At 45.1% G+C, this 11,934-nt stretch carries 15 protein-coding genes; 8 read left to right on the top strand and 7 right to left on the bottom strand.

What is annotated here, in order from left to right; genetic code table 11:
- Positions 1 to 430: 430 nt before the first annotated feature.
- Both QUB13_RS06210 and QUB13_RS06205 read left to right on the top strand, forming a co-directional pair.
- Positions 431 to 910 (top strand): orange carotenoid protein N-terminal domain-containing protein, encoded by a 480-nt coding sequence (locus QUB13_RS06210; protein ID WP_333379715.1) that lies wholly within the window; start codon positions 431 to 433, stop codon positions 908 to 910.
- A 99-nt stretch (positions 911 to 1,009) separates the two neighbouring features.
- Positions 1,010 to 1,183, top strand: coding sequence for a hypothetical protein (locus QUB13_RS06205; protein WP_333379714.1), 174 nt, complete (start codon positions 1,010 to 1,012; stop codon positions 1,181 to 1,183).
- Here the strand turns inward: QUB13_RS06205 and QUB13_RS06200 are convergent, their stop codons facing one another.
- From QUB13_RS06200 to QUB13_RS06185, 4 genes are all read right to left on the bottom strand, one after another.
- The gene (locus QUB13_RS06200) at positions 1,184 to 1,858 is read right to left on the bottom strand and encodes an acetoacetate decarboxylase family protein (protein ID WP_333379713.1); all 675 of its coding nucleotides are present in this window, start codon (positions 1,856 to 1,858) and stop codon (positions 1,184 to 1,186) included.
- Between the two features lie 332 nt (positions 1,859 to 2,190).
- The gene (locus QUB13_RS06195; protein WP_333379712.1) at positions 2,191 to 3,672 is read right to left on the bottom strand and encodes an S-layer homology domain-containing protein; all 1,482 of its coding nucleotides are present in this window, start codon (positions 3,670 to 3,672) and stop codon (positions 2,191 to 2,193) included.
- 179 nt (positions 3,673 to 3,851) lie between these two features.
- Positions 3,852 to 4,838, bottom strand: a complete 987-nt coding sequence (locus tag QUB13_RS06190; protein WP_333379711.1) for a hypothetical protein — start codon at positions 4,836 to 4,838, stop codon at positions 3,852 to 3,854.
- Between the two features lie 4 nt (positions 4,839 to 4,842).
- The gene (locus tag QUB13_RS06185) at positions 4,843 to 5,532 is read right to left on the bottom strand and encodes a polysaccharide deacetylase family protein (RefSeq protein WP_333379710.1); all 690 of its coding nucleotides are present in this window, start codon (positions 5,530 to 5,532) and stop codon (positions 4,843 to 4,845) included.
- Between the two features lie 80 nt (positions 5,533 to 5,612).
- On the opposite strand from QUB13_RS06185, the gene QUB13_RS06180 reads away from it, so the two are divergent.
- The 6 genes from QUB13_RS06180 to QUB13_RS06155 all read left to right on the top strand — a co-directional run bounded on the left by QUB13_RS06180 (position 5,613) and on the right by QUB13_RS06155 (position 9,125).
- Positions 5,613 to 5,906, top strand: coding sequence for a DUF433 domain-containing protein (locus tag QUB13_RS06180; RefSeq protein ID WP_333379709.1), 294 nt, complete (start codon positions 5,613 to 5,615; stop codon positions 5,904 to 5,906).
- Positions 5,903 to 6,274, top strand: a complete 372-nt coding sequence (locus QUB13_RS06175; protein ID WP_333116825.1) for a DUF5615 family PIN-like protein — start codon at positions 5,903 to 5,905, stop codon at positions 6,272 to 6,274. Before QUB13_RS06180 ends, QUB13_RS06175 begins: the two co-directional genes overlap by 4 nt.
- The gene (locus QUB13_RS06170) at positions 6,267 to 6,452 is read left to right on the top strand and encodes a hypothetical protein (protein WP_333379708.1); all 186 of its coding nucleotides are present in this window, start codon (positions 6,267 to 6,269) and stop codon (positions 6,450 to 6,452) included. Before QUB13_RS06175 ends, QUB13_RS06170 begins: the two co-directional genes overlap by 8 nt.
- Positions 6,449 to 7,216, top strand: a complete 768-nt coding sequence (locus tag QUB13_RS06165; protein WP_333379707.1) for a ChaB family protein — start codon at positions 6,449 to 6,451, stop codon at positions 7,214 to 7,216. Before QUB13_RS06170 ends, QUB13_RS06165 begins: the two co-directional genes overlap by 4 nt.
- Before the next feature lie 445 nt (positions 7,217 to 7,661).
- On the top strand, positions 7,662 to 7,823 hold the full coding sequence (gene rd, locus QUB13_RS06160) for a rubredoxin (protein WP_333379706.1): 162 nt from the start codon (positions 7,662 to 7,664) through the stop codon (positions 7,821 to 7,823).
- A gap of 24 nt (positions 7,824 to 7,847) precedes the next feature.
- Positions 7,848 to 9,125 (top strand): NAD(P)/FAD-dependent oxidoreductase, encoded by a 1,278-nt coding sequence (locus QUB13_RS06155; protein WP_333379840.1) that lies wholly within the window; start codon positions 7,848 to 7,850, stop codon positions 9,123 to 9,125.
- A gap of 278 nt (positions 9,126 to 9,403) precedes the next feature.
- On the opposite strand, the gene QUB13_RS06150 is transcribed toward QUB13_RS06155, so the two are convergent.
- The 3 genes from QUB13_RS06150 to QUB13_RS06140 form a co-directional block, all read right to left on the bottom strand.
- Positions 9,404 to 10,303 (bottom strand): Rpn family recombination-promoting nuclease/putative transposase, encoded by a 900-nt coding sequence (locus tag QUB13_RS06150; protein ID WP_333379705.1) that lies wholly within the window; start codon positions 10,301 to 10,303, stop codon positions 9,404 to 9,406.
- Positions 10,304 to 10,356: 53 nt separating this feature from the next.
- Complete coding sequence (locus QUB13_RS06145) at positions 10,357 to 11,103, bottom strand: HEAT repeat domain-containing protein (protein WP_333379704.1); 747 nt, start codon at positions 11,101 to 11,103, stop codon at positions 10,357 to 10,359.
- A gap of 194 nt (positions 11,104 to 11,297) precedes the next feature.
- Entirely contained in the window at positions 11,298 to 11,834 is a 537-nt protein-coding gene (locus QUB13_RS06140) for a GNAT family N-acetyltransferase (RefSeq protein ID WP_333379703.1), read from the bottom strand.
- Positions 11,835 to 11,934 lie beyond the last annotated feature (100 nt).

The following is an 11,934-nucleotide window of genomic DNA, read 5'->3' as shown; positions in this document are numbered from 1 at the left end:
AAGGACTGAAGTCCTCACTACAAACCTGAGTGTAGTCCGCAAAAATTAAGAAGGACTGAAGTCCGATGCTGCGAACCTTACTGTAGTCTGCCAAAATTAAGAAGGACTGAAGTTCTCACTAGAAAAAAATTAAGAAGGACTGAAGTCCTCACTACAAACCTGAGTGTAGTCCGCAAAAATTAAGAAGGACTGAAGTCCGATGCTGCGAACCAGTGCGCTCTCAATCTAATTGACCTGAGACACACCGCATCATCCTTTAGTTGTAAACTTCCTACCACCTTCGGAGCCGCCACCACCAATTACTGTCGGGGTTCATCTCTACCTTCAGCAAGATTCTAGCCTCCCTATTTATTCGCTAACTTTTATTAAGTAGCAAAACAAGTTTTTGCGATCGGCAAACAGAGCAATACATATTATTTTGGAGACTGAAATGACATTTTCTACTACCAGCGCCTACGACCAAGGAAAAGCAGATATGCAGAGCTTGAATGTAGACGACCAATTAGGTTTGCTGTGGTTTGTTTACACCAAAATGGGCAAGTCAATAACCCCAGCGGCTCCGGGTGCTTCCGGTTCCGAAATCGCTCAAGGTTTGTTCGAGCAAGTCAAGCCGCTGCCCCACGAAGAACAACTGCAAGTAATGCGCGACATTGCCTCAAAAGCCAATACTGAAATCAGCCGGATGTACGGCTCGATGAGCCCGGAAACCAAGCTGGCTTTTTGGTATTTTCTAGCAGTAGGAATGGACGAAGGAACAATTATTCCCGTGCCTCCAGACTATGAACTTCCCGAAGCCGGAAAAGCTTTATTAGGAAAGGTTCAGGGCATGGACTTTCAGCAGCAAATTGATTTCCTGCGCGGTACGGTTTTAGAAATGGGTGCTGAAGCCGCTCCGGGGGCTGGCATTTAATATCAAATCCTCTCTTCATCGGAATAGTAAATTCACTGTTGACTGTTGACTGTTGACTGTTAACCGTTAACAGTTAACAGTTAACAGTTAACATCATGTATGAGTACAACTGGAATTGATTTAATTTCAGTAAAATCAGCACGAACAATCAAAAACCGGGGTTTTTTGCAAACATACTGCATCAACGCTTTTAATGGTGCAAAACCCGGTTTCTTTAATATTGACCTGCAATTCCCGCTTTACGCAGGAATTGCAGGTCAATACCAATTTTAACTAATAACTGAATTCAGCGGCTCTGTTCCCTACAACTTCCGGCGCACCTGCTATTAAACGCATATCTTCGCAGGCCACTGTAAGCAAGGGCTGACCTAAGTTTAAACTAGCAAAATGACTTTCTTCAGTTACTTCTAATTTACCTTTAATCAAACCGATTCGAGACTGAAATTCTCCTTTGAATAGTAGCAAATTTCTGCGATTTGTGCTGAAAATATTTCCGCTAAAAGGTACAGGTAGCGCTAAACTTTGCTGGCTGTAATTGAGACTGCACAGTTGACTGTTTGCTTGGCTAACTGTGACTCGGTAGCCTAGCGGTGTTGCTTTTACTGAATCGTTACCTTCCCAACTAAATTGAGCTAATTCTTTAGGAAGTCCCCAAATTTCCCGCCCGCCGGCTACCGAGTTAGGATTGTCTACGTAGATGTGGGAAATCCAAGCGCCCCATTTTCCTGCATAATTGGCGATCGCGCTTACGACAATTAACTCATTGTACTCCATCACGGAACCCAATCCGTAGGAGGATATATAAACTCCACCTAGGGTTTTTCCTGGCAATACAGAGACTATTTCTAACTCAGATGGAACCAAGGGACGCACCCGTGCCACATCTATTAATTGTAAAGTCTGAACAGCATAACCTTGCAAATTCCAAGGTGCAGGTGGATATACCATTTTCAGGGATTTTATGTGGGATATTTTATACTTATTTTAGCTTAACTTCTAAAACAGCAACTGGTTTTGGTATTTATTCATAAAGTTTTTGTAAAATTATTTAATTCTTAATGTTTGTATTCTCAAAAAGTACCAGGTAAAAACCTTTGCCGAAAATCACCCCTCAGATAGCATTAGCGTAGAATATCGCCGTCGTGATGTTGGCGGAACTTTCGAGTGTTGCCTTCCTGGGGGGGAAAGTCTTGAAAGTTCCCTTCCTTAAGGCGAAAACATGAGTCGTTCAACCTCAACCCCTACTCCCCTTTTAAAAGGGGATTTAGGGGGTTCTTTATCTACTTACTCGCATATCCCGTACTTACCAAAAACTCGCGCAATTTCCCAAAGAATTGAGTGCGATCGCGCCCTTGATAAACCCCCTCCAACAACCGCCAACCTTCCGCCTCCTGGCCCGCAACATACTTGCTGGCCATGAATGCCGCCAACACCCCTTTCACCTCTGCATCTTCGCTCGATCGCTTCCTAGATTCCAGCCACAGTTCAGCGGAATTCGTGTATACTTCCACCGGATACTGTTTGGTAACATCTTCCATTTTACCTTGGCGGTACTGCCAAATTTGCAGCGGCAACCGAGAATCCGCATAATTTGTAAAAGCCTCTGCAAATCGCCCGTCTAGACTCTTGAACTCCGGGATATCATTTTTGCCAAAATCGACAATTTCGTAGCTGACATTGCCCCAAAAATGCTTGATGTGAGTGTATTTTTTGGCTGCTGAGTCGTAGCGGTAAATAAACGAATAATTGCAGCAGCGGACACCGCTATTGATTGAGACTAAATCTGCCATCACTTCCGGTTCTTTGTCGCCGTCAAAATCGCGGATTCGCACCGATAACAAACGCCCTTCTGATACTTCTTCGTTGGCTTTTTTATCGGGATTGTCTACTAGAGAACGAGTCGGAATTAGCACTGGTTCGTCTAATAATATTTGACCGCTGCGGATGATTTTGATGCGGATATTTTTGGCATTTTCTCCTTCTTTGATGAAAGAAACTTCTGCCCGAATATTCCCAGATTCCGAGGTTTCTGTGGTTCTCGCCGGGCCGACATTCGTTGGGACTTGGGCGATGTATTGCGAGGGAACTAAGGCTGTTTGTCCGGGTTTGGCGATCGCCTGACACAAGAAAGTTGCTACTTCGGCGCGGGTAGCATTGCGCGTAGGTTCTAGCTGTTTGACGGCGGGATAATTGACCACAAGTTGTTTTTCTGCTGCGGCGGCGATCGCATTTCTTGCCAATTCTGGAATTTCCGGCGCATCTTCAAAAGTCGCATCCAAAATCTCAGCCGCTGGCCCTGTAGGCGTATATTTCAAGCCGCTGCTTAATGCTACCAAAACCTGCCAGCGGGGAATGTTAAGAGTCGGGTTAAAAATACTGCCGCTATAACCGGATAGAAAACCCGTCTGATAAGCTTCTCGAATTGGTTTATAACCCCAGTAGTTTGTGGGAATATCTGCAAAGTCGATCGGATTGCGGACTGTTTTTGCATCTGGAAAAGCCCTACGCAGCATTGCCGCAAACTCAGCGCGACTGACTGGGCGGTTCGGGCGAAAACTGCCGTCTTCGTAGTAGCCACTGATGATTTTTTTGTCTGCTAATTCTTCTATGCAACCTTGGGCCCAATGGTTTTTAACATCCTGAAATTTGGCCTCGGCCAATGCCGGGGCTACATTCAGGCCTGGAAACACTAAATTTCCGATGATTGTGCCCAAAGCTGCGACTAAAGCGATGACAGCTTGACGTTTGTGCGATCGAACCATAGAACAGCCTCCTTTGTCACCAAATTTGCGATCAAAACTCACGCAAGGTTTACATAGTATACCAGTCGCCAAGGCCCTTTGGTCATTGCTCCCTGAGCGTAGTCAAAAGGTTCAATAACCATAAATGCTTTAACAACCTTGGCGGTTGCTATATCAGGTATTCCAACCCGATCGAGCGCTTATTTAGAATCCAAAGTCATCTCCATCAACATTTTTGTTTTCATTGTTAATTCTTCGGGATTTCCTGCAACTTTAATAATCATTTCAGAATTAGAATTGATAGAGACGACAGAACGAACAGGCATTAATTGATCCAGTCGCATTATAACTTCTCCCTGACCCTGAGACGCAAAAGATTTTATGGCCATAGTAGAGCCAGCAGGTAATTGGGGTAAAGTCAAATTTTGGGGATTTGCTTGTTGTTCTACGCTAGTTTTGAGAGTTGCAACTCCATCTTGCAAGCCAATCAATTCATAGGTAGCAATTTGATTCAGATTCATGCCACTGACATTAGATGGAAAAGAGATACGCCATTTAGCACCTTTGCCAACTGCTTCTGCCGGCAGAGGCGAGGCAAGCTGTTGTAAAGATTTAGACATATTTTGAACCATTTTTTTGGTGTTGTTGTCCGCTTCTTCCGGCAAAGTAAAGCTACCTCCTTTACTCGCGCCCCGACTATCCATGATGAAAGAACCTTTCAATCCAACTAACTTTTTAACTGCCGATCGCATACTATCCAGGGCCGCAGTTGGCAAATTTGGAGTATCAGCAGCAATATCTGCACTAGCGTATAAAAAATCGTAGTGAATATCTCCATTGGTATCAATTTTTGTGGCTTTTGTGTCTATATTTAAGACCATTGTCGGAACTTTATTCACCTTCGTACTTCTGCCGGCTGTAGACACTTCCATCTCCATTTTTACAGCCATAGTAGTCGTTTGTTTAACACCTAAACTTGGTTTTAAACGCAACTGTTGTCGGGGTTCCACTCCGGGATTTAGCAGTTCGACTTGAACGGGTTTCGCGTCGCTCCTAGGCTCGGATACGTCACCGGCTGGCTGCTGAACGACAAGTGGAATCTCAGCACTGAGGGACGCAGGAGAAAGCTCGATCGCCCATCCGGCACTTGCCAAACAAAGAGATGTAATAAACAGTGTTTTTTTCATTGACTTAATTTCCGGTTATTTGAATATTTGCCTGTTGCCACAGTCGATCGATTGTCACGAATTTGTAACCTTTATACAAAAGAAAGGGAATTATCTTGTCAGCAGCAGCGGCAACATCTTCGCCGCCGGAATAGCCGTCGTGGAGCACAATAATTGAACCGTTTTCTGTTTGCTGCACGACGCGGCTAGTAACTTTCATCACCCCCGGCCGCACCCAATCTTCCGGGACGACACTCCACATTACGGGACGATATTCCCACTGTTGCAATAACTCTAATGTTCGCGGCGTAAAAATGCCGTTTGGCGGCCGCACGTCGCGGATTAATTGTGGGTCTAAATCGCAAGCTTTGCTAATTGCTTTTTGCGTGTCTTCTAAACTGTGTTTGAGTTCGTGGGTTTTGAGTTTGGCAAACGATACGTGCTGGTAGCCGTGGAGACCTATCCATTGTCCGCTATCGTACACTTCTTTGGCAATTTCTGGATGCCTGTCCACGCAAAATCCCAGCCAGAAAAAACTTGCTTTGATGTCGTATTTATCTAAAACTTTTAGCAGTTGAGGTGTGTGCTGACGGTGCGGCCCGTCGTCAAATGTTAGGGCTATTTCTCGGCTGTTGATATCTCCCGTCCACAGACATCCGGGAAAAGCTGTTTTGAGAATCGGGTGAACGACAGGAAAAAAAGGTGCTAGTGGCATTGGTTAATGTTGAGAAAGTGCGATCGGGTAGAAATGAAGCTGCGTTACAATAAAATAAAGTTAACTCAATCGAGGTAAATATGACAACTGCCGTTGATATTGGAACGCTAATTGTCAGCACGCCTGGAACTTGCGGCGGCCGTCCCCGCATCGCCGAAACTCGAATTACCGTAGAAAATATTGCTATTGATTTCAATGCTGGGCTGACTCCAGAACAAATCCTTGATGAAAAACCGCACTTGACTTTAGCACAAATTTATGGTGCATTAGCCTACTATTATGCGAACAAAGACCAAATCGACGCGGATATAGCAGCAGAAAATGCTGAGTGGGAGCGCTTGGAAGCAGAATCTATGGTAGGTAATTTATCGTGACTCAAATTCGTTTGTATCTCGATGAAGATATTCAGAAACAAGCTCTGATATTGGCTCTGCGAAATTCTGGAATAGACGTATTGACTACCTCCGAAGCTAACAGAGTCAGCTATTTAGATGAAGAACAGCTAATTTGGGCAACTGAGCAAGGGCGAGTCCTTTACAGCTTTAATAGGAGAGATTTCAGCAGTTTGCACAGTCAATTTTTAGCGGAATATAGAAATCATGCAGGAATCATTCTTGCACAACAACAGCGTTACTCAGTGGGTGAACAAATGCGAGGAATTGTGAATCTGATGGCTACTAAATCAGCAGAGGAAATGATAAATAACTTGGAATATTTGGGGGCTTATATCAGAGATGAATAAGTCTCTGTCAGAGTTGAGCGATCGCCAATTACAAAATTCCTTAACTCTTTTGATAGAGCCTCAAACTATCTCCGATCGCATTCACCTCTCTCTCAAGATCGATGCGATCGCCCTACAGTCTCCTCCTATACTAAATACCAGCACAACTAATCGAAAAACCATCAAGGAGAAACAATGACAGAGGAATATCTAGCAGAACGCACAGTTTCAGCCGTATTTAAGGAAGAAGAACAATTAGACGGCGTAATTCGGCGGTTGCTCGATCGCGGAGTATCCCGCGACCACATCTCAGTAATGGGCAAAAACTTTCAATCTAAAACTAAAATTGCCGGCTTTCTTACCAAAAAAGATGTGATTTTAGGAGGCTTGCGAAGTGGAGCGATTTTTGGTTCCTTATTCGGTTCTTTTTTGGGTTTGCTAACTGGCGTCGGCGTGCTGTTTATTCCCTTTGTCGGTGCAGTAGTATCCGCAGGCCCGCTGGGTGCTGTACTGTTGGGTGCAGCTAGCGGCGCGATCGCAGGTTCGGCCGGTGCTGGTCTAGTTTCCGCTTTAGTCGCTTTGGGAATGCCCGAAGAGAAAGCAACTATCTATCAAACCCGCGTCGAAGCAGGCGAATTTCTCGTGATGGCAGAAGTCGCCGCAGATAAATCGGGCGAATTTCAACTATTGCTAGAAAGTGCAGGTGGCGAAGAAGTTTCAGTTAGCGAGATGACGCTGCCGCGTGCCGTCAAAGGTCGCTGCAACAGTCCGGCAGATTTATCTCCAGAAGTGCGATCGCACCTGTCGGAAGCAGCACAAAAAACCTTCATGGAATCCTACAACACCGCATTTGACGAAAGCAACGACTCGATACAAGCGGAACACACCGCTTGGAACGCTATTCATCAGGAGTACGAAGAAGATGAAACCGGCGTTTGGACTAAGCCTTTAGCGAAAGTCTAGTCTTGCAATCTCGCAGTAAACTAATAAAAAATACCATCAAGCCTCTAGAACTGCGGTTCTGGAGGCTTTGACGATTTTAGATTTTAGATTTTAGATTTTATAATTATGAAAAACTTATTTTTTAATCATTTGAGAATAGCTGAAAATCTCATGATTTTTTGAAAGTGGTATTTCTCGTTACCAGGCTGTGCCTGGTAATGCAGATCCGGAGGCTCTGCCTCCTTATTATCTCGCAACTTATAGGAAAGAAAACTGTAGGATGTGCTTAAGTTATTAATTTTTCGACCCTTAATTATATCTTATAATTTATAATTGTAAACAACTTAATTTTTAATAATAATTTGGGAATCACCCAAAGTCTCATTACTTTTAGAAAGTGGTATTGCACTAGGTTGCGTTGTCAAGTACAATCTATAGGCTGACAATCTAAAATTGAGTTAAGCAAATGCAAAAATACGTTTGTACAGTTTGCGCTTACGTCTACGATCCAGCAGAAGGCGACCCCGACGGAGGCATAGCTGCCGGTACTGCCTTTGAAGATATCCCCGACGATTGGGTTTGTCCCACTTGCGGGGCGGCAAAATCCGATTTTGAACCAGAAGAATAAGCGAGAAAAAATTTGTCCGATCGAATCCTCAAAATTACAGTCATAGGTGGCGGTGCAGCGGGTTTTTTTAGTGCCATTACCTGCGCCAAAACCTACCCTCATGCCCGCGTCACTTTACTAGAAGCTGGCCGGCAACTCCTGGCAAAAGTTCGCATCTCTGGCGGCGGGCGCTGCAACGTCACTCATGCTTGTTTTGACCCCGGTGTTTTAGTGCAGAATTACCCCAGAGGAGGGAAAGCTCTGCGCGGTGCTTTTACTCGATTTCAACCCCGCGATACTGTTGATTGGTTTGCCAGTCACGGTGTGAAATTGAAAACCGAAGAAGACGGGCGAATGTTTCCGATTACAGATGATTCGGGGACAATTGTTAACTGTTTGATCCGGGCTGCTGAGGATGCGGGGGTAAAAATTCGCACGGGCGATGCAGTAGTTTCTGTAACGAAATTAACTGGCAATAACGCAGAGTGCGAACAAGGGGATATCGCCCCTACGGATGAAACTCGATTTGAAATTGAGTTGAAATCGGGGGAGAGATTTAAGTGCGATCGCATTCTGCTCGCTACAGGCAGCAATCCATCGGGTTATAAGTGGGCAAAAGAGTTAGGTAATACTGTAGAACTGCCCGTTCCTTCTCTATTTACTTTTAATATTTCTGACAGCAGAATCAAAGATTTAGCCGGAATTTCGGTTCCTAATGCTAAGGTCAAATTGCCGGGAGCTAAATTAGAACAAAGCGGGCCTTTGCTAATTACTCACTGGGGTTTAAGCGGGCCTGCTGTACTCAAACTTTCGGCTTGGGGTGCGAGATTTTTGCACGATCGCCATTATAAAACATCTGTGCTGATTAATTGGCTGCCCCAGTACAATGCGGAGGTTTTGCGGCAGCAACTGCTAGCGGTTAAGTCGCAGTTGTCGCACCGATCGATCGCCTCTAGCTGTCCGTTTCCAATACCGCGCCGCCTCTGGGAACGTTTGACAAGTTCGATCGGCATTGACGAACAAAAACGCTGGGCCGACTTATCCAACAAAATCCTCGATCGCCTCCTGCTAGAACTCATTCAAGGCGAATATCAGATTGCTGGAAAAGGCGCATTTAAGGAAGAATTCGTCACCTGCGGCGGTGTCAACCTCAAAGAAGTCGATTTTAAGACAATGGAAAGCCGCCGCTGTCCCGGACTTTTCTTTGCTGGCGAAATCTTGGATATCGACGGCGTGACGGGCGGTTTCAACTTCCAAAGTGCTTGGACTACGGCGTGGTTGGCTGGAATCGCGATCGGCAAATCGGACGATTTGGGATTGTAGATTGGGGATTTGGGATTTGCGATACAGTCAGAAACCGGGTTTTTTGGGAAAATATAGGTTTATACCCGCAGATTTGGTAAAAAACCCGGTTTCTCTCAGGTAAAGGCGGGGAGTGGCGATCGGGAACCTGACTTGTGAGATTAGATCGGACGATCGCGCTTTCAACCGCTACTATACAAACAATAAAATCGGTTTGCAGTAAGGACTTTAGTCCTGATGGACTCAAAGACAAAAAGAAGATTCAAGTCCTCTCGATCGAACTAAATGAGTGTAGAGATTCATCCCGAAACCGATTCAAGCCAAGCAATCAAATCCTCTTGACTGCTAAAATCCAACAAATTTTCACCTAAATCATCCAATTGTTCGAGAGATAGCTGCTGGATGCGAGTTTGAATTTCCGGCGAAACCTCACCTGTGCGCCGCGCTATTTGACGCAGAATTAATGCTATCTGTCCTTCAATTATGCCTTCTTTGCGGCTTTTAGTAATAGCACCGCGCTGGTCTTCAAAAAACATTTCTCGCTTTTCTAATTCGGCTAATTCATCAACGCTTAAATTAGTTTTGCTGGCGATGGAAAAAGCTGTATTAATTTCTGGTATTGATGCAAATTTTTCGGGAATTTCATCAAGTTTAGTAGCGTTTTTGATAAAATAAACCCAGCTTTGAATCAGGTTTTCGACTTGCTCCAGTTCTTTATTAAATTTCGGCAGTTCTACAAAAAATAATTCTATTTCTCTGTAATATTCGATGTTTTCTTCGACTTCTTTAAAAACAAAATGGGTGAGGAATTTTTCGGTATTTTCAAACAGCACAAAATCTGTAATTGTTAAAGCAATCACAGGATTTAATTTTGAGTAGCCTTCTCTCGGTTTGAGCTGAGTCGCGTAGGTTTTGGCTGCATTGTATATGACGCGCTTAGTAAAAGCTTCTACATTAATTACCTGCATTTCGATAATGACAGTTTTGTTGCCCGTAATTTTGGCTTTGACATCGAGGTAAGTGTCTTTTAAACCACTAATTGTCGGTGCGGCGTAGGGGTCGATGATTTCTAAATCTTGAATTGTCGGCTGTGCGTTGTAGAGCATCGCATTCAGGAAGCTAATCAAAACTTCTTTGCTCTGAGGCGAAGCAAAAATCTTTTTGAAGCCAAAATCTGTTTTAGGATTGATGAATGTCATAATCGCTCGCGGGTAAGGGAATTAGTAATCGGTATTTTATTGCGATAATTAGATCACAAAATTCCTTCCATTTCTAAATCTTCAATTATCTGCAATCCGCGCGGGTCGCCGACTCGCAACAGGGAAGATTTTGCATCTTCTCGCACGCCCATATCTGCATCTTCTTCTAAAGATTCAATTAAAGCGTCGATCGCCCCAGCGTACACTACATTATTCGGCAATTCCCGCGCCAGTTGTCCGATCGCCCAAGCAGAGTTGCTCCGCACAGCAGATACAGCATCTCCCCGCAGCGATTCAATCAACGGCGGAATCGCTGCAATCACCACATAGTAACCAACTTTTGCCATTTGACCCAGCGAACTCGCCGCCCACAAACGCACCGCCGAAATATCAGTTCTCAAAGCATCAATTAAAGATGGCAAAGCGCGGGGATCGCTGCAATTTCCCAGGGCCCAAACTACCCCTTTGCGAACGTAACCGTTCCAGTCGCAGTTAAGCTGCTCGATTAGCGGTTCCACAGCATCGGGACTCGGATTTCGCCCCAAAGCATAGGACGCGCTTACCCGCACCAAGGGGCAACCGTCTCTCAACAAATTAATTAAATGCGAAATCGCGCGATCGTCCTGCAGTTCGCAAAAAGCCCGCGCCGCAATCATCCGGTGCTGAGGTTCCGGGGATTCCAGCAAAGGCAGCATTTCCTCTGGATCTGGCAGCGGGGGTTCGGATTCGTCAAATTGATCCAAAGGGCTTTCCAGTTCCGTCTCAGTATCAAGGGCGTTGGGGTACTCGTTATTGTTCATAAAAAAACTTTACCGCACTGAGGATGCTACGGGTGCAACTGAGTCAGCCGTCAATCGATTTTAGATTTTAGATTTTAGATTTTAGAATTGAAGCATTGACCCCACGGATAAATTCGGGGGGCAAGTTTCATCGGATACAGGTTTTTTATTTCTCCACGGATGAATCCGGGGGCTTGTATCCTGGATGCTTTCGGTCAAAGTGATTTGTTCATCCAGACAGAATGGCTTTGATAGCCTAACTTTTGATAGAGATTCATAGCAGGCTGATTGCTCAGAAAAACTTGTAAACCAATTTGCCGATCGCCCCTAGAACGCGCCCAATTTTCAGCATGAATCACTAAAGCTGCACCGAGTCCCTGACGGCGGTGTTCCGGCGCGATGTATAGCAAAAAAATGTGACCGTGGCGCAATCCAGTGGTTTGGTCGATCGCATTTCCCAGCCACAAACATCCGACAACCGATTGGGGATTTAGCGCTGGAGATTTGGGATTGAGATACTGCGAAGGCAGCACGGGCAAATTTTCTTGCTCTTGGGGGGTGTTTTTCAGGCACTCTATCCACCAAAGCGGCGTCTGGTTAGAAAAATACTGTTCGACAGTTTGAGACAAATGTCCCAATTCCCGATCGGGGTAAAGTTCTCCGTAAGTCCGGTGCAGGAACTTTACAAGTTTTGCCCGATCGAGTCCCGATCCCGATCGCAGCGCGTAGCCCGGTATTAGTTGAGCAGACATCAACGGACTCGGACACCGAGAGCGACATCATTTAGGCCCAAGAAAATTGGATTCACTACTGCCGCTTGCTTTTGGGGGATCTCTTCCTCAATCGGTGCCG

The organism is Microcoleus sp. B4-D4 (genome assembly GCF_036705185.1).
Classification (GTDB): Bacteria; Cyanobacteriota; Cyanobacteriia; order Cyanobacteriales; family Microcoleaceae; genus Microcoleus.
Note: the sequence above shows the minus strand (reverse complement) of the source record. Positions and strands in the feature narration are given on the sequence as shown.

Excerpts from the sequence above, each read along its gene's own strand:
- QUB13_RS06185 (WP_333379710.1), bottom strand. The coding sequence starts at position 5,532 with ATGCCACTAGCACCTTTTTTTCCTGTCGTTCACCCGATTCTCAAAACA.
- QUB13_RS06170 (WP_333379708.1), top strand. The coding sequence starts at position 6,267 with ATGAATAAGTCTCTGTCAGAGTTGAGCGATCGCCAATTACAAAATTCC.
- QUB13_RS06150 (WP_333379705.1), bottom strand. The coding sequence starts at position 10,303 with ATGACATTCATCAATCCTAAAACAGATTTTGGCTTCAAAAAGATTTTT.
- QUB13_RS06210 (WP_333379715.1), top strand. The coding sequence starts at position 431 with ATGACATTTTCTACTACCAGCGCCTACGACCAAGGAAAAGCAGATATG.
- QUB13_RS06145 (WP_333379704.1), bottom strand. The coding sequence starts at position 11,103 with ATGAACAATAACGAGTACCCCAACGCCCTTGATACTGAGACGGAACTG.
- QUB13_RS06195 (WP_333379712.1), bottom strand. The coding sequence starts at position 3,672 with ATGGTTCGATCGCACAAACGTCAAGCTGTCATCGCTTTAGTCGCAGCT.
- QUB13_RS06180 (WP_333379709.1), top strand. The coding sequence starts at position 5,613 with ATGACAACTGCCGTTGATATTGGAACGCTAATTGTCAGCACGCCTGGA.
- QUB13_RS06200 (WP_333379713.1), bottom strand. The coding sequence starts at position 1,858 with ATGGTATATCCACCTGCACCTTGGAATTTGCAAGGTTATGCTGTTCAG.
- QUB13_RS06165 (WP_333379707.1), top strand. The coding sequence starts at position 6,449 with ATGACAGAGGAATATCTAGCAGAACGCACAGTTTCAGCCGTATTTAAG.
- rd (WP_333379706.1), top strand. The coding sequence starts at position 7,662 with ATGCAAAAATACGTTTGTACAGTTTGCGCTTACGTCTACGATCCAGCA.
- QUB13_RS06190 (WP_333379711.1), bottom strand. The coding sequence starts at position 4,838 with ATGAAAAAAACACTGTTTATTACATCTCTTTGTTTGGCAAGTGCCGGA.
- QUB13_RS06205 (WP_333379714.1), top strand. The coding sequence starts at position 1,010 with ATGAGTACAACTGGAATTGATTTAATTTCAGTAAAATCAGCACGAACA.
- QUB13_RS06140 (WP_333379703.1), bottom strand. The coding sequence starts at position 11,834 with ATGTCTGCTCAACTAATACCGGGCTACGCGCTGCGATCGGGATCGGGA.